Here is a 14,994-nt window from a genome sequence, read left to right on the forward strand (position 1 = left end):
ACTAGCCATGCAGATCTTCTTCGGTTACTTCGTCTGGGGTCTGATTCTGGCCGTGCCCGTTTCGTGGGTCATCTGGCGCTTCCGGCTGCATCGCTTCCTGCCGCGCTTTTCGGTGCCCGAGCGGCGCGGCGTGGTCCGTCTGCCCCCGCAGGTCAGCGCGCTCGTGATCCGCGGCGCGCGCCAGTACGGCAAGGCGGGGCATTGATGAAAACGATCGCGATCGTCTCCACCGTCGGCGGCGCCGGCCGCACGATGCTGACCGCCGAGCTGGCCGGCCTGCTCGCCGCGCGCGGTCACGCCGTGCTCGCGCTCGAATGCGATCCGCGCAACGTGCTCGCGCTGCATTTCGGCCTGCGCGAGCCGGCCCGCGCCGGCCTCGTCTCCTATCTGCGCGGCGCGCACGACGACACCGCGAACGCCGCGCTGCAAAGCGACGACAACGTGCTGCTCGTGCCGTGGGGCGGCGCGACCGACGACGCAAACGACACGAACGGCATAAACGACGCCGGCACGACCGACGCCACCGACACCGCCGACGCCACCGTCCACGCCCGCCTGCATGCCGAACCCGGCTGGCTGCGCGCCCTGCTCGCGCGCGTCGAGTTGCCCGCCGAAACCGTGGCATTGATCGACACGCCGACCTGGCCCTGCGTCGAGACGCGCCAGGCCATCGCCGCCGCCGACCTGACGCTTGCCGTGCTGCCGCCCGCGCCCGGCACGTGCGCGACGCTGCCGCGTTTTCGCGAAGTGCTCGGCGAAAAACCCTGCATCTACGTAGCGAACGCCGTCATCCCCGCGCGCCGGCTGCATCTGGACGTGATCGCCCTGCTGCGCGCGACGCTCGGCTCCGCGATGCTGCCCTACCAGATTCACGCCGATGCCGGCGTGCCCGAAGCGCTCGCGCGCGGCGAAAACTTCTGCAAGAGCACGCCCGGCTCGCAGGCGGCGCACGACCTGAACGGCATCGCGTCGTGGCTCTCGCGCTGGGCAGGCGGCACAGAGGAGGCTCCGCAATGATCGGCGCCGCGCTGCGCACCGTGCTCGCCCAATGGCGGCGGGCGTTCGCCGAGGCGCTCGGCGTCGGCGCCGACGCGTCCGGCCTCGCCTGGTTCGTGCGGCTCTTCTTCCGGCCGCCGCGCCCCGGCCAGCGCGACCTGCCGCTGCTCTGGTTCGGCGATCTCGAGAAGCATCTGGCCACGCAGATCGGCGTCGGCCGGGACCGCCGCGCGATCGTCTGGATCTGGCGGCTCTTTTTCCGCACGCGGCTGCGCCGTCGCCACCTCGCCGCCGACCTGCGCCAGGTGAACAAGCAGCGCGAGCGCGGACACCGGCGGCGGGCCGCCCTCGTCAGGCGCCTCGCGTTCGTTTTCGCGCCGCCCCTGCGCCTCGTGAGCTGGACCCTGCGCGCCGTCGCGAGCCGGCTGCCGTCCATCGACTGGGAAGCCGCGAGCCACCGGCTCGAAACCGCCGCGGAAAAGGCGGACCGCGTGCCCTATCTGCGCTACGTCGTGCTGATCGCGGCCTTCGCCGCCGGCATCGTGATCTGCACGACGCCGCTCTCGCTCGACCAGCAGTTCCGCCTCTTCATGCTCGTGGTGATCACGGTGATGGTCGTGCGCAAGGCGCCGGGGCGCCTCGTGACGCTGCTCATCGTCATGCTCTCGATGCTGATGACGGGCCGCTACGTCTGGTGGCGCACCACGCAGACGCTGCATCTGCCCGACCCGTGGGAAGGCGTGGTCGGCTACACGCTCTACGCCGCCGAGTTCTACACGTGGATCGTGCTGCTGCTCGGCTACATGCAGACGGCCTGGCCGCTGAACCGCAAGCCGGCCCCGCTGCCCGACGATCTGGCGGACTGGCCGAGCGTCGACGTCTTCATCCCGACCTACAACGAGCCGCTCGCCGTCGTGCAGCCGACCGTGCAGGCCGCCGCCGGCCTCGACTGGCCGCGCGACAAGCTCCACGTCTACCTGCTCGACGACGGCAGCCGCGAGGAATTCCGCCGCTTCGCCGAAGAGACCGGCGTCGGCTACATCGTCCGCGAGGAACACACGCACGCGAAGGCCGGCAACATCAACCACGCGCTGACGGTGACGAAGGGCGAGTACATCGCGATCTTCGACTGCGATCACATTCCGGTGCGTTCGTTCCTGCAGATGACGATGGGCGAATTCCTCGCCGACCCGAAATGCGCGGTCGTGCAAACGCCGCACCACTTCTTCTCGCCCGACCCGTTCGAACGCAACTTCGACACGTTCCACCGCGTGCCGAACGAAGGCAGCCTGTTCTACGGCCTGATCCAGGACGGCAACGACTTCTGGAACGCGACGTTCTTCTGCGGCTCGTGCGCCGTCATCAAGCGCGCGCCGCTCGAACAGATCGGCGGCATCGCCGTCGAGACCGTCACCGAGGACTGCCACACGTCGCTGCGGCTGCACCGGCTCGGCTACAACTCGGCCTACCTGCGCACCGTGCAGGCCGCCGGGCTCGCGACCGAGAGCCTCTCGGGCCACATCGGCCAGCGCATCCGCTGGGCGCGCGGCATGTCGCAGATCTTCCGCGTCGACAACCCGTGGTTCGGCCCCGGCCTCTCGCTCTTCCAGCGCATCTGCTACAGCAACGCGATGCTGCACTTCTTCTACGGCGTGCCGCGCATCGTCTTCCTGCTGATGCCCTGCTCGTTCCTGTTCTTCGGCCTGCACGTCATCAACACGCAGGCGACGATCATCCTCGCCTACGTGCTGCCCTACCTCGTCACCTCGAACCTCGCGAACTCGCGCATCCAGGGCCAGTATCGCCATTCGTTCTGGGCCGAGGTCTACGAATCGGTGCTCGCCTGGTACATCGTCCTGCCGACCACCATGGCGCTCATCAACCCGAAGCTCGGCAAGTTCAACGTGACGGCCAAGGGCGGGCAGATCGACGACGACTACCTCGACTGGACCATCTCGAAGCCGTACCTCGTGCTGCTCGGCATCAACGTCGTCGCGCTGCTGGCGGGCGTGGCCCGGATCGTGATCTGGCATAGCGCCGAGCCCGCGACCGTGCTCATGAACCTGCTGTGGGTCGTCATCAACATGATCGTGCTCGGGGCCGCCGTCGGCGTCGCGAAGGAGGCGCGCCAGGTGCGCGTCTCGCACCGCATTCCGCTGCGCGTGCCGGCCACGCTGATCCTGCCCGACGGCCGCACGCTCGCCTGCACAACGGAGAACTACTCGGTCAGCGGTCTCGGCCTCGTGCTGCCGCCGAAAAACCGCATCGAGGCCGGCACGCGCATCGGCGTGTGCCTCATGCGCGGCACGACCGAGCACTACTTCCCCGGCGTCGTCGCGCGCGGCGGCGAGAAGCGCATCGGCGTGCGGCTCGAACTCACGCGCGAGACGGAAACACAGCTCATCCAGTGCACGTTCGGTCGCGCCGACGCGTGGCTGCAGTGGGAGGACGAGCCGGCGGCGGACGCGCCGCTGCACGGGCTCAAGGAAGTGATCGACATGGGCTACCAGGGCTATCTGCGCCTGATCGACGCCTGCATGGACGCGCTCGAGCGCATCTTCACGCGGCGCAAGCCCCGCCCGCACTGAACCCACCGAGGCACCGACATCATGGGACTCTGGAACCTCTACTTCGCCGCCAAGCTGTACCTGTTCGCGGTCGGCAAGCTGCAGCCGGTCTGGTGGATGAACATCGCGTTCGCCCTCGCGCTGCTCGCGCCGATCCGCCAGCGCTGGCTGCGCGTCGGCTGGCGCGTGCTGTCGGTCTTCGCCGGCATCGCGCTGCTCTACCACGAGGCGAACGTCCCGACCATCGGCCGCGTGATCCAGCAGCTCCCGGCGCTCGCCTCGTTCACGCCGCGCTACATGCTGGAGCTGATGGGCCGCGTCATCCCGATGTCGACGGTCTACACGGTCGCGCTCGTCGTGGTGGCCTACTTCGTCATCAGCCGCTGGGTGCGCATCACCACCTTCGTGATGATCGCGCTCGTCGTCGCGCCGCTGTGGCAGGGCATCGGCACGCTCGCCGCGAACGCGGGCAGCGTGGCCGCGAACAACGCGGGCCAGGGCGGCGGCGGCAACTCCGCCGACGGCAACGCGACCGGCAACGGCACGGGCGGCAGCTTCGACGCGCAACTGGCCGCGTTCCGCAGCAGCGAGGCCGGCCGCACGGTGACGTTCGAGCCGCCGAAAACGCCGACGACGCCCGACACGCAGTACGACATCATCGTCATCCACGTCTGCTCGCTGTCGTGGGACGACCTCGACGTCGTCAACGCGCGCAACAACCCGCTCTTCTCGCGCTTCGATTACGTGTTCACGAACTTCAGCGGCGCCGCCAGCTACAGCGGCCCGGCCGCCATCCGCGTGCTGCGCGCGACCTGCGGACAGGAGGCGCACCGCGACCTCTACAGCCCGGCGCCCCAGCAGTGCCACCTGTTCGCCGACCTCGCGCAGCTCGGCTTCACACCCCAGGCGCTGCTGAACCACAACGGCCAGTTCGACGACTTCCGCGGCATCGTCGAGCGCGAGATCGGCGTGCCGGGCGTCAAGCTGCTGCCCAACGACGGCCTGCCCGTCACGATGCGCGAGTTCGACAACTCGCCGCTCGTCGGCGACTACGCCGTGCTCTCGCGCTGGTACCAGCAGCGACTCGCGGCCGGCGGCGGCCCCGTCGCGCTCTACTACAACACCGTGACGCTGCACGACGGCAACCGCATTCCCGGCAACAACATGAACAGCCTGCAGTCCTATCCGATCCGCCTGCAGATGCTGCTCGGCGACATCGACAAGCTCATCGATCTCGTCCAGAACTCGGGCCGCAAGGCCGTGCTGATCTTCGTGCCCGAGCACGGCGCGGCGCTGCGCGGCGACCCGAACCAGATCGCCGGCATGCGCGAGATTCCGACGCCGCGCATCGTCCACCTGCCCGTCGGCGTGACGCTGATCGGCCTGCCCAAGCCCGCCGGCGGCGCGCCCCACACGCCGATCACCATCGACACGCCGACGAGCTACCTCGCGCTCGCCCAGCTACTGGCCAACCTCGTGGCGAACAATCCGTTCGCGCCGAACGCGCCGCCGCTCGCGCAGTATGCGCAGAGCCTGCCGCAAACGCGCCTCGTCGGCGAGAACGAGTCGACCGTCACGCTGACGACGGCGAACGGCTACGAGATCCATACCGCGGACGGCGTCTGGGTGGAGGGCAAATGACGACGACGCCCGACACGCCGCGCGACGAGGCCGGCGGCCTCAACGACATCGCCAACCTCGCGAACTTCGTCGACGGCGTCGATCCGAAGCGCTATTTCGACCGCCAGGCCGAGGACGCCTGGCGCGACGCCGCGAAACGCTGGCCCGTGCTCGCCGCGCTGCTGGCGCTCGACGCGCGGGCCGAGCGGAACCGGTAGACCGCGCGGACCCGATAGCCGGCCAGCGGCGCAGCGGCGGATGTCAGGCCGCGTTCGCCTTCTGCACGAGCCGGCCGAGCGCGGCCTCGAGCGTGACGGTGCCCTTTCCCGTTTCGGCCTGCGAGCGCTCGAACGCGATCCAGCCTTCGTTGAAACCGTCCAGCATCCGGATGCGCAGCCCCGGGTTGGACGCGCCCTGGGCGCGAAACCGCGCGTCCCACGCGTCCTTCGGCACGGCCTCGACGCGCACCTCGCGCCCGAGCAGCGAGGCGAGCGCGGCGCCGATCTCGCCGGGCGACACGCGCTGCGGACCTTCAAGCTCGACGACGCGCCGGCCCGCCCAGTTCTCCAGCGAGAGCAGGTCCGCCGCGGCACGGCCGACGTCCTCGGTCGACACCATCGGGATGCGCCGGTCGAGCGGTTGCAGATAGCTCGAAATCACGCCCGTGTCGATGGCCGAGCACACGTCGCGCGCGGCGTTCTCCATGAACCAGGCCGCGCGCAAAAAGGCCACGGGCGAGGACACGGCGCCGAGGCGGGCCTCGACCTGCACGAATTTGCTCAACAGGTTCGGCTCCGCGACCTGCGCGCCGATGGTCGACAGGCAGACCACCTTCCCGGGACGCGCGGCTTCGAGCGCGCGATACAGCGATTCGACCGTGCGCAGCGTATCGGGAAAGCCGTCCTGCGGATCAAAATTGGACGGCAGCATGACGAACGCGCCGCGCGTGCCGGCGAACGCCGCCGCGAGCGCGTCGGCATCGTCCATGTCCGCGAAGGCCAATTCGCATCCCAGTGCGGCCCACGGCCTGCCCTTCTCTTCGTTGCGCACCACCGCGCGCACCGGCTCGCCGGCCTGCAACAACGTTCGCGCAACCGCGCCGCCCACCTGCCCCGTCACACCCAACACTGCAAACATCGCCTCTCTCCTTCAGTCAAACGGTTTCGCCGCCGGCGCGCGAAAGCGCGAACCGCGGCGGGTCACGAAGCCGGTGTTTCCGAGCGCGCCTTCAGCCGCCGGACCCAGAGCTCGTGCCCGTCGTGCAGGCCGGCGGGATCGGTACGGCGGGCAAACACGGCGGCCGGTCCCTTCGTCGCCTCCTCGGTCACGACGTGGCAGGCCTGCCCCTCGGGCAGCAGCAGCCACGTGTGATAGGCCGAGACGTGCGGGCCGTAGCCGAACCAGCCGAGCCGCGAATCGGGCACATATTCGGTGACGGTGCTGTCGATGGGAACGCCGAAGGTTCGCCACGTAAAGCGCGTATGCGGACCGAGCCGCGACGCGCCGCCGACGATCTTCACGTCGTGCGAGTTCGAATACCATGACGGCCAGCGCGTCGCGTCGACGAGATGGCCCCATACCGTGCTGCAAGGCGTGTCGATGGTGATCTCGTTGTACGAAAAGACGTTCGCGTCGGCCGGGTTCGGGCTGCCCGGCCAGTGGATCTGCGCGGAACGGCGGGCCAGATCCTGATCGACCTGGTCGGCATGGGCGACCTCTGCCTGCATGCCGAGCGAGACCGCCAGCGCCGCCAGCATGCCGCAGACGGGCGCGGGCCGGCGCCGCGCCCCACGCCCTGCACCGGCAACGCGAAGGCAGTCGGCCGGGTTCGGCAAGAAACGCATGATGTGCTCTCCTCGAAGGCTCCGAAACTATCAGGGCAGGCGAACGGCGTCATGCCCGCCGCGTTGAAACTGTTCGAAGCGCTGCTTGATAATCGGCCCGCCGTCGCCAACGGCCGATGCACCGCTCGATCAATGCGACTGCGCGGCCAGCACGCGCAGCGTCAGGTCGGCCAGTTGCGCGTCCGAGGCCGGGTTCTGGCCCGTCAGCAGCTCGCGGTCCTCGACGACGTCGGGCCCCCAGCCCTTGACCGTCCCGACCCGGGCGCCCGCAATCCGCAGGCCGTCCTCGGGCGTGAACGGCGGCTCACCGTGAAAGACGCTTTGCGCGGCGATTGCCTCCTCCTCGTCGCTGAACACCGTCATGCGGTAGCCGCGATACGGCCAGCCTCTCGCGAGCCGTCTCGCCCACGCGACGTCGCCCGCGCGCAGCGCCGCCTGGACGGCCGGCGCATCGTGCAGCGCGGCCAGCAGCGCCACCGGCGCGTGACAGAGAAACACGGTCGTGCGGCGATGCGCATGGAAGTCGCGCAGGATCGTGCCGAGATCGCGATCGGCCATCAGGTCGATCAGCGGCGCGGGGCCGCCGGGCACGAACACCGCTCGGTACTGGCTCAGGTCGCCGTGCGCCACGTCGCCGAGCCGAGCGGATGCCGCAGCCCGGTCAGGCTCGTCTCGTAACGCTGCGCGTCTTCGAGCGCCGCGCGGCTGCCGCCGAAGTAGTCGGGGCTGATCGACGCCTGGTCGACGACGGGCTCGTTGCCCTGCGGCGTCGCGAAGACGAGCGTGTAGCCGGCCTCGGCGAAACGGCGCGCGGGCACGACGAGCTCGTTCAGGTAATAGCCGGTATCGAACGTCTTGCCGTCTTTCAACGGCAGCACGTGCTCGCTCGACAGCACGATCAGGATCTTGCCCTTCGGGGCCTGCCGCGCCATCGCGGCAGGTTCGAGCGCAAGACCCAGGCATACGGCGAGCGCTGCCGCCGCAATTCGTCCGGACATGCTCATCGCAGCATCTCCAGCACGCGTTGCGCGGCGGGCACCGACGAGGCCGGGTTCTGCCCGGTGACGAGCCGGCCGTCGGCCACGACGTGCGGGCTCCAGTCGGCCGCGCTCGTGTAGGCGCCGCCGAGCCGGCGCAGTTCGTCTTCGATCAGGAACGGCACGAGGCCGGTGCCGTGCGCGGCGGTCTCCTCGCTGTTGGAAAAGGCCGTCACGGCGCGGCCGGCGACGAGCGGCCGGCCATCCGGACGCACGGCCTGGCGCAGCGCCGCTACGCCGTGGCAGACGGCGGCGACGGGCCGGCCGGCGCCGCTCATCTGCTCGATGAAGCCGATCGAGGTCGGGTCGTCGGTCAGGTCGAACACTGGGCAGAGACCGCCGCTGTAGAACAGCGCGTCGAAATCGGACCATGGCAGCGTCGACAGCGCGACGGTGTTCGCCAATGCGTGCTGAACCTGCCGATCGGCGACGAAACGGCGCGTTGCGTCAGTCTGCGCGAAGTCGGCCTCGCTCGCGGGATCGATCGGTGCAGCGCCTCCACGCACCGAGGCGAGCACGACCCCGGCACCCGCATCGACGAACGTGTAGTACGGGCCGGCCACTTCCTCGAGCCAGCTTCCGGTCTTGCGGTCCGAGCCGGGAATGCGCTCGCACGAGCTGAGAACCATGAGAATTTTCATCGTGTTTTCCGTTAACGGGTGAACGTTGCGATTCAGACGCCGCGGTCGGCGGCGTCCCGCTTGAGCTGTTCGATGCGCTCGCGATATGAGCCTTCGGCGATGTCGCGCAGCAGCGGCAGCACGGGCTGCGGGCGCCAGCCGAGCTGCTGCGCGGCGCGCGCGCCGGACGGACGGCTGCTCACCGAGAGGAAAGCCGTGACGAACGGCCCGAGCAGCGCCTCGACCTCCGCTCGACCCAGACTGCGCGCGGGCACGCCGGTCGCCGCGCCGATCGTTTCGGCCAGCGCGCGCAGCGGCACGTCGATCTCCGTCGTGGCGTTGAATACCGAGCCGGGCCGCGCCTTCTCCAGCGCCAGCAAGTACAACTTCGCGACCTCGTCGACGTCGACAGCACTCGTCATCGCGCTGCCCGCATCGACGTACGGAGAAAACCCGTTTTTGACCGCCGCCTTCAGCAGCGCCGGCACGAACGAGCTGCCGCCGTGGCCGTACACGAAAGGCGGCAGACGGATCGCGGAAACGCGTACGCCGTCCGCGGCCAGCGACCGCGCATCGACCTCGGCGTCGCCGCGCAGGCGCAGCAGCGGGTCGTCCCAGAGCGGCGCGTCCTCGTCCGTGACGCCGCCGTCCGCCGCCGGCGCGGCCACGCCCGTGCCGGACGTCGTGACGAGCCCCTTGCCCGTGCCTGCGAGGCCCGCTGCCAGCGCGCGGACGACCGCCTTGTCGGCAGCCATGATCTGCCCGAACGAGCCGACGCCGTAGTCCAGACCCAGATGGATCACGCCGCCCGCCTGCGAGGCCGCCTTTGCGAGCCGGTCGTGCTCGCGCAGGCTGCCGTCGAGCGGAATCACACCCGCCGTCGCCAGCCGTTTGCTCGCCTCGCGGCTGCGCGCGAGCCCGACAACCTCGTGGCCCTGCCCGATGGCCTGTTGCGCGACCGCGCGACCGACATAGCCGCTCGCTCCCGTCATGAAAATACGCATGGACTGCTCCGCACCGGAAAAATCAGGGGATTCGGGACGTCGCCGCCTGCTGTCGCTTCACGCGGATTCGCCCCACTTCGAATCGCACTTTAATTCCGTCGCCGAACTGGATAAATTGGCGAATAATTGAATTACTTAGAATCGTGGATTGATAATGGACCGACTGACGAGCATGGAAGTGTTTGTCCGCGTCGTGGACCTGGGCGGATTCACGGCGGCGGCCGACGCCAGCGACCTCTCGACGACGATGGTCAGCAACCACGTCCGGGCGCTGGAGCGGCGCCTCGGCGCGCGGCTGCTGAACCGCACGACGCGCCGGCAAAGCCTCACCGAAATCGGCGCGGCCTACTACGCCCAGTGCGTCGACATCCTCGCGCGCATCGAGGCCGCGGACAGCGACGCGCAGAACATGCACGCGCGGCCGGCCGGCAAGCTGCGCATCAGCGCGCCGATCACGCTCGGCTCGCATCTGCTTGTCCCCGCGCTGGCCGACTATCTGCGCGACTATCCGGACGTGAGCGTCGACCTGCAGCTCAACGACCGCGTCGTCGATCTCGTGGAGGAAGGATTCGATGCGGCGCTGCGGTTCGGCCGCCTGCCCGACAGCGGGCTCGTCGTGCGACCGCTGCGCAGCCTGAATCGCGTGATCTGCGCGTCGCCGGCCTATCTCGACGCGCACGGCGTGCCGGGCGCGCCCGGCGATCTGCGCGAGCACAATTGCCTCGCGTTCCACTACGTCACGCCGGAGCGCGAGTGGCAATTCAACGGCCCGCAGTCCGACGGATCGCGGCTCGACGGACCGCGGCCCGAGACCGTCGAAGTCTCGGGCCAACTGTCCGTCAACAATGGGCCGGCCCTGCTACAGGCCGCACTGAGCGGAATCGGCGTCGTCATGCTGCCGGACTACCTCGTAAGCGAGCACGTCGCCTCGGGCAGGCTCGTGCGCGTCCTCGCCGGCTACGACTTTCCGCGCGCGCCGCTGCAGCTCGTCTATCTGCCCGACCGTCACATGACGCCCAAGCTGCGCAGCTTCATCGACTTCGTGACGGCGCGACTCGGCCAGGACGGCCCATGAGGCGACGCGCCGGGACGCATCACACCGCATTCGCGATGAACTCGCGCAGCCACCGATGCGCGGGATCGCGATGGGCGCGCTCGTGCCAGAGCATCGACATCTCGTAGCCGGGCACCTCGACGGGCGGCTCGACCACCTGGAGCGCGTCCATCCCGCGCACGAGCCGCTCGGGCAGCATCGCGACGAGGTCCGTCCGCTCGACGACCGACCGGACGAACAGGAAATGCGGCACCGACAGCACGACGCGACGCGTCAGGTCCACCGCGGCCAGCACCTCGTCCGTGACGCCGCGAAAACCGCCGCCGTCGGGCGACACGATCACGTGCTCGAGCCGGCAGAACTGCGCGCGCGTCGGCTTGCGTTTGAGCCGCGGATGACCGGCGCGGCCGACCAGCACGTAGCGCTCGTCGAACAGCGCCTGGCGATGCAGGCCCGGCGGCACGCCCGCGGTCGTGTGAAACGCGAGGTCGATCTCGCCGTGCTCCGCCTGCTTCGCGATGGCCGACGGCGCGACGGCCACGACCGCGACGCGCGTGAGCGGCGCGGCCGCGCGCAGCCCGCCCAGCGCCGGCAGCAGGATCGTCGATTCGGCGTAGTCCGACGCCACGATGCGCCAGGTCCGTTCCGCCTGCGCGGGATCGAACGTGCCCGCCGGCAGGACCGCCTGCTCGAGCGCGTCGAGCGCCTCGCGCAGCGGCTCGCGCAATGCGTCGGCCTTCGCGGTCGGCTGCATCCCGCGCGGTCCCGGCAACAGCAGCGGGTCGCCGAACAGCGAACGCAGCCTGCCGAGCTGCACGCTGACCGACGGCTGCGACAGGTTCAGCCGTTCCGCCGCGCGCGTCACGTTGTGCTCGTCGAGCAGCACGTCGAGCGTGACGAGCAGGTTCAGGTCCAGCCGTCTGAGATTGTTCATCACAATACCTGGCATGTTGGAAATTCATTTCCAATATACCTCGCGCCATCCTATGCTGCGTAGACTCAAGTCATGGAGAGGCCATCGTGAAAGTTCTGCTCGTCTACGCGCACCCCGAGCCCCGCTCGCTGAACGGCTCGCTCAGGGACTTCGCCGTCAAACGCCTCGAAAGCGCGGGGCACGCCGTTCAGGTTTCGGACCTGTACGCGATGCGATGGAAGGCCGTCGTCGATGCCGACGACAGCACCGGCCACGACCCCGATGCGCCGTTCAACCCGTCGCTCGCCTCGAAGCAGGCGTACGCCGACGGCACGCAAAGCGAAGACATCGCGCGAGAGCAGGAAAAGCTGCGCTGGGCCGATGCCGTGATCCTGCAGTTCCCGCTGTGGTGGTTCTCGATGCCGGCGATCCTGAAAGGCTGGATCGACCGCGTCTACGCGTGCGGCTTCGCCTACGGCGTCGGCGAGCATTCGGACAGCCGCTGGGGCAACCGCTACGGCGAAGGCGCGATGGCCGGCAAGCGCGCGATGCTCGTCGTCACGACGGGCGGCTGGGATTCGCACTACGGCCCGCGCGGTATCAACGGCCCGATCGACGACGTACTGTTTCCGATCCAGCACGGCCTGCTCTATTACCCCGGCTTCGACGTGCTGCCACCGTTCGTGGTCTACCGGACGAGCCGCATGGACGACGCGCGGTTCAGCGAGGTAAGCGACGCACTCGGCCGGCGTCTCGATACGCTCTGGCAGACGACACCGATTCCGTTTCGACCGCAAAACAGTGGCGCTTACGAGATTCCCTCGCTGACGCTGCGCCCGGACCTTGCGCCGGGGCGCGAAGGGTTCGGGGTGCATCGGGAGTAGGCGCGCGTTGGCGAGGGGGTGGCGGAACGGGGCATTCGTCACGGTTCACCCTGACCGACCCGCCGAACCCCCACCCAATTCAGGCCGCGCGCACCGACGAAGCCCAGGTCAGAATTGCCCGGTCAACTGGAAACCGAGCGTCACGCTCGACGCCGGAAATCCGGACGGCGCGTAGATCGGCGTGCCGGCGAAGACGTCGTAGCGGTAGGTGGTCGAACGCGTCGGGACAGCCCCGCGCAAGCCGATTGCCGCGCCCGCGAGCTGCGTCCCGGCCAGCCATGCCGTCGACGGGCCCCATACGCGGCCGTAGTCGAGCCCGGCATAGACGGCATGGCCCGTTTTCCCGAAAGGCGTCTGCAGCTCGTTGCGCCAGTAGAAACCCCTCTCCGCCGCGAGCATCGTCTCGCCGTTGAACCCGCGCACCGTGTAGCGGCTGCCGACGGCCAGATCGTCGATATAGTTGAGTTCGTCGCCGGTGAATTGCCCGTGCACGGTCGCCACGTAACGGAACGGCTGCCGCCCGATGGCGAACGGCACTGAAAGATTCGCGTCGAGCAGCGCCATGTGAAAACGGTAAGTGGGGCCGCCCGACACGTCCGGCGCCGAGCCCAGCCAACCGATGCCCTGACGGTACGCGAGCAGGCCGTCGAACTGCGCCGTCCCGAAGTAATGCCGGTCGGTCAGCGCGCCCTCGACGAACGTGTTGTTACGCCGCTGCTGCGCAATCTCGATGTCTTCGATGAAGCTCGCGCCGAAACGCTTGACGAGCTGGAATGCCGCGCCGAACACATCGTCCTGGCCGCGACGCAGAACACGCTGCAGCTTGAGGCCCGCCGTCTGCGCATTGCCGCTCGTCGTGAAAGTCTGATTCACGCCCGCGATACGCTGATAGTACGTGTTCGTGTAGCCGAAGAACGTTGCGGTCCAGTAGCCCCACGGGATCGAATACGAACCGTCCCAGCCGTGCATGCCGAGACCGCGATCGCCGAACTGCAAATCCTGGGTATAGCCCGCCGTCAGGATGTCGTTGAGGCCCAGCGGATTGTCCAGACCCAGCGTCAGGCTACCGAGATAGCCGCCCGTCTCGCGCGTGCCGGAATTGTCCGCCGAAGCAACGATCGACCACGGTTTCGAGCGTTTCAGGCCGATCACGACGTCGCTTTCGCCGGGCAGGTCGGCCGGAACGATCTGCATCGTGGCGTCCTGACTGCGCACACGCCTCATCTGTTCGAGTCCCTGCTCGAGGTCGCGCAATTCGAGCACGTCGCCGTCGCGCGTCGGAAAGGCGGTTTTCCAAGTGCCGCGCGCGGACGAATCCGCGAAATTCAGGCGGCGAATAACGCCGGGCACGAGCGCTAACTTAAGCGTACCGGTCGAGAGATTCTGCGTCGGCAGCATGACGCGCGTAGTGAGGTAGCCGCGGCTCAGGATTGCGTGCTGCAGACCCTTCGTGAGCATGTCGAGACCCCGCCGGCCGATGCATCGGCCACGGTAGCGGTCGAGCCACTCGCGAGCAAACGCAAAGCGGTCTCGCGGAAGCGCGGACGCACCTTTGTCGCGAACGGCTTTGGGTAGCGCTGCGGGTACGTCGAGTGCGAAAGTCTCGATCGGGAAACAGGGTTGCTCGTCGGGTAATGCGGGCCAGCCTTTTGGGACGAGTGCCGTCGCGCGGACGACTGGTGCGGCAACAGTCGCCTCGCGTTGCTGGGCATCGCGCTGCTGATGAATCTGTTGTTGCTGTTCGGCGTTCGTGCGGGCTGCCGATGTATCGGGCGAGGTTTGTGCGGCGACTTCAAATGATACAAGCGATACCAATAGAACAAGAAGGAGAGGCCTGGGATAATTCATCGCTGCTTTTCTGTCGGCGAAACCGGTCGTGAGAATTGATATGTCCATGTCGCCATGGGTCGATAAATTAATCGCGCTTTGCTTTGGCAAACAATCTACCGACCAAATCATTTCTCTTTGTAAAGCCTCACCAGGATGCCGACAGACGGTACAAGCAGAAAGCCCGGCTCAGTCGGGTTTCCTGTCATCAGGACTCGTCCTGCTCGTCTTCTTTCACCTCGTAACTCTTGCGCGCTTTCTTGTAGCTGTTGTCGAATGGCTTGATGCGTAGCATCCTCGCCCGGCAAGTCGCTCCTCCAACGGCAGCCACACCGAATCCCAGCAATACTGGAACGACACTCCACGGAGAGGGCGGCACAAACTTGAGGGAAGCAAACATTATGGCTAAGCCGATGATGACTAGAGCGACGCCTGTTACCCACGTCAAATTTCCATCCTCAATAAGATTCATTTTCCATCACCCGTATTCCGCCCAGCACTTCACTGCATAACACGCCGCATGCGTGAGCTTCTGCTGTTCAATCTGGTCCCCATTAGCCTTGTCAGCGATCACCTTCTCTTCTTTCAGGCGAAGCTGCCGGTTGTAAAGATCCGCGTTTTTTGGCAA

General features: G+C 68.0%; 16 protein-coding genes. 7 read left to right on the plus strand and 9 right to left on the minus strand.

Annotation, left to right across the window (positions count from 1 at the left end; all coding sequences use genetic code 11):
* Positions 1-7: 7 nt before the first annotated feature.
* The 5 genes from CY652_RS07315 to CY652_RS07335 are packed head-to-tail and all read left to right on the plus strand — an operon-like array spanning position 8 to position 5,401.
* The gene (locus CY652_RS07315) at positions 8-205 is read left to right on the plus strand and encodes a hypothetical protein (protein ID WP_102130039.1); all 198 of its coding nucleotides are present in this window, start codon (positions 8-10) and stop codon (positions 203-205) included.
* A complete protein-coding gene (gene bcsQ, locus CY652_RS07320) occupies positions 205-1,017 on the plus strand; it encodes a cellulose biosynthesis protein BcsQ (protein WP_102130040.1) in 813 nt (270 codons plus the stop codon). The genes CY652_RS07315 and bcsQ overlap by 1 nt, the downstream gene beginning before the upstream one ends.
* Positions 1,014-3,584, plus strand: a complete 2,571-nt coding sequence (gene bcsA / locus CY652_RS07325) for a UDP-forming cellulose synthase catalytic subunit (RefSeq protein ID WP_102130041.1) — start codon at positions 1,014-1,016, stop codon at positions 3,582-3,584. Before bcsQ ends, bcsA begins: the two co-directional genes overlap by 4 nt.
* A 21-nt stretch (positions 3,585-3,605) precedes the next feature.
* Positions 3,606-5,204 carry a cellulose biosynthesis protein BcsG gene (gene bcsG / locus CY652_RS07330; protein ID WP_102130042.1) on the plus strand — a complete coding sequence of 533 codons (1,599 nt, stop codon included), beginning with the start codon at positions 3,606-3,608 and terminating at the stop codon, positions 5,202-5,204.
* Positions 5,201-5,401: a hypothetical protein gene (locus tag CY652_RS07335; protein WP_102130043.1), complete on the plus strand. Its 201-nt coding sequence runs from the start codon at positions 5,201-5,203 to the stop codon at positions 5,399-5,401. The genes bcsG and CY652_RS07335 overlap by 4 nt, the downstream gene beginning before the upstream one ends.
* 43 nt (positions 5,402-5,444) lie before the next feature.
* Here the strand turns inward: CY652_RS07335 and CY652_RS07340 are convergent, their stop codons facing one another.
* From CY652_RS07340 to CY652_RS07360, 6 genes are all read right to left on the minus strand, one after another.
* On the minus strand, positions 5,445-6,320 hold the full coding sequence (locus CY652_RS07340) for an NmrA family NAD(P)-binding protein (RefSeq protein WP_102130044.1): 876 nt from the start codon (positions 6,318-6,320) through the stop codon (positions 5,445-5,447).
* A 62-nt stretch (positions 6,321-6,382) separates the two neighbouring features.
* Positions 6,383-7,027 (minus strand): SRPBCC domain-containing protein, encoded by a 645-nt coding sequence (locus CY652_RS07345; protein WP_102130045.1) that lies wholly within the window; start codon positions 7,025-7,027, stop codon positions 6,383-6,385.
* A 129-nt stretch (positions 7,028-7,156) separates the two neighbouring features.
* Complete coding sequence (locus CY652_RS24640; protein ID WP_146010037.1) at positions 7,157-7,657, minus strand: hypothetical protein; 501 nt, start codon at positions 7,655-7,657, stop codon at positions 7,157-7,159.
* Positions 7,639-8,025 carry a hypothetical protein gene (locus CY652_RS24645; RefSeq protein WP_146010038.1) on the minus strand — a complete coding sequence of 129 codons (387 nt, stop codon included), beginning with the start codon at positions 8,023-8,025 and terminating at the stop codon, positions 7,639-7,641. Before CY652_RS24645 ends, CY652_RS24640 begins: the two co-directional genes overlap by 19 nt.
* Before the next feature lie 2 nt (positions 8,026-8,027).
* Entirely contained in the window at positions 8,028-8,705 is a 678-nt protein-coding gene (locus CY652_RS07355) for a type 1 glutamine amidotransferase domain-containing protein (protein WP_102130046.1), read from the minus strand.
* A 32-nt stretch (positions 8,706-8,737) separates the two neighbouring features.
* Positions 8,738-9,688 carry an NAD-dependent epimerase/dehydratase family protein gene (locus CY652_RS07360; protein WP_102130047.1) on the minus strand — a complete coding sequence of 317 codons (951 nt, stop codon included), beginning with the start codon at positions 9,686-9,688 and terminating at the stop codon, positions 8,738-8,740.
* Between the two features lie 172 nt (positions 9,689-9,860).
* Here CY652_RS07360 and CY652_RS07365 point away from each other — a divergent pair, with 172 nt between their 5' ends.
* Complete coding sequence (locus CY652_RS07365; protein WP_308410377.1) at positions 9,861-10,763, plus strand: LysR family transcriptional regulator; 903 nt, start codon at positions 9,861-9,863, stop codon at positions 10,761-10,763.
* Positions 10,764-10,782: 19 nt separating this feature from the next.
* Here the strand turns inward: CY652_RS07365 and CY652_RS07370 are convergent, their stop codons facing one another.
* Entirely contained in the window at positions 10,783-11,676 is an 894-nt protein-coding gene (locus tag CY652_RS07370) for a LysR family transcriptional regulator (protein WP_102130049.1), read from the minus strand.
* An 86-nt stretch (positions 11,677-11,762) separates the two neighbouring features.
* Between CY652_RS07370 and CY652_RS07375 the strand changes: the two genes are divergently transcribed.
* The gene (locus CY652_RS07375) at positions 11,763-12,539 is read left to right on the plus strand and encodes an NAD(P)H-dependent oxidoreductase (protein ID WP_102130050.1); all 777 of its coding nucleotides are present in this window, start codon (positions 11,763-11,765) and stop codon (positions 12,537-12,539) included.
* A 108-nt stretch (positions 12,540-12,647) separates the two neighbouring features.
* On the opposite strand, the gene CY652_RS07380 is transcribed toward CY652_RS07375, so the two are convergent.
* Entirely contained in the window at positions 12,648-14,387 is a 1,740-nt protein-coding gene (locus CY652_RS07380) for a ShlB/FhaC/HecB family hemolysin secretion/activation protein (protein WP_102130051.1), read from the minus strand.
* Between the two features lie 187 nt (positions 14,388-14,574).
* Positions 14,575-14,838 carry a hypothetical protein gene (locus CY652_RS07385; protein WP_258002220.1) on the minus strand — a complete coding sequence of 88 codons (264 nt, stop codon included), beginning with the start codon at positions 14,836-14,838 and terminating at the stop codon, positions 14,575-14,577.
* Between the last annotated feature and the right edge of the window lie 156 nt (positions 14,839-14,994).

This window comes from Burkholderia sp. WAC0059, assembly GCF_002870125.1.
Classification (GTDB): Bacteria; Pseudomonadota; Gammaproteobacteria; order Burkholderiales; family Burkholderiaceae; genus Paraburkholderia.

Bases quoted from the DNA above. Each gene is read 5' to 3' on its own strand.
- CY652_RS07315 (WP_102130039.1), top strand. From the start codon at position 8: ATGCAGATCTTCTTCGGTTACTTCGTCTGGGGTCTGATTCTGGCCGTG.
- bcsQ (WP_102130040.1), top strand. From the start codon at position 205: ATGAAAACGATCGCGATCGTCTCCACCGTCGGCGGCGCCGGCCGCACG.
- bcsA (WP_102130041.1), top strand. From the start codon at position 1,014: ATGATCGGCGCCGCGCTGCGCACCGTGCTCGCCCAATGGCGGCGGGCG.
- bcsG (WP_102130042.1), top strand. From the start codon at position 3,606: ATGGGACTCTGGAACCTCTACTTCGCCGCCAAGCTGTACCTGTTCGCG.
- CY652_RS07335 (WP_102130043.1), top strand. From the start codon at position 5,201: ATGACGACGACGCCCGACACGCCGCGCGACGAGGCCGGCGGCCTCAAC.
- CY652_RS07340 (WP_102130044.1), bottom strand. From the start codon at position 6,320: ATGTTTGCAGTGTTGGGTGTGACGGGGCAGGTGGGCGGCGCGGTTGCG.
- CY652_RS07345 (WP_102130045.1), bottom strand. From the start codon at position 7,027: ATGCGTTTCTTGCCGAACCCGGCCGACTGCCTTCGCGTTGCCGGTGCA.
- CY652_RS24645 (WP_146010038.1), bottom strand. From the start codon at position 8,025: ATGTCCGGACGAATTGCGGCGGCAGCGCTCGCCGTATGCCTGGGTCTT.
- CY652_RS07355 (WP_102130046.1), bottom strand. From the start codon at position 8,705: ATGAAAATTCTCATGGTTCTCAGCTCGTGCGAGCGCATTCCCGGCTCG.
- CY652_RS07360 (WP_102130047.1), bottom strand. From the start codon at position 9,688: ATGCGTATTTTCATGACGGGAGCGAGCGGCTATGTCGGTCGCGCGGTC.
- CY652_RS07365 (WP_308410377.1), top strand. From the start codon at position 9,861: ATGGAAGTGTTTGTCCGCGTCGTGGACCTGGGCGGATTCACGGCGGCG.
- CY652_RS07370 (WP_102130049.1), bottom strand. From the start codon at position 11,676: ATGAACAATCTCAGACGGCTGGACCTGAACCTGCTCGTCACGCTCGAC.
- CY652_RS07380 (WP_102130051.1), bottom strand. From the start codon at position 14,387: ATGAATTATCCCAGGCCTCTCCTTCTTGTTCTATTGGTATCGCTTGTA.
- CY652_RS07385 (WP_258002220.1), bottom strand. From the start codon at position 14,838: ATGAATCTTATTGAGGATGGAAATTTGACGTGGGTAACAGGCGTCGCT.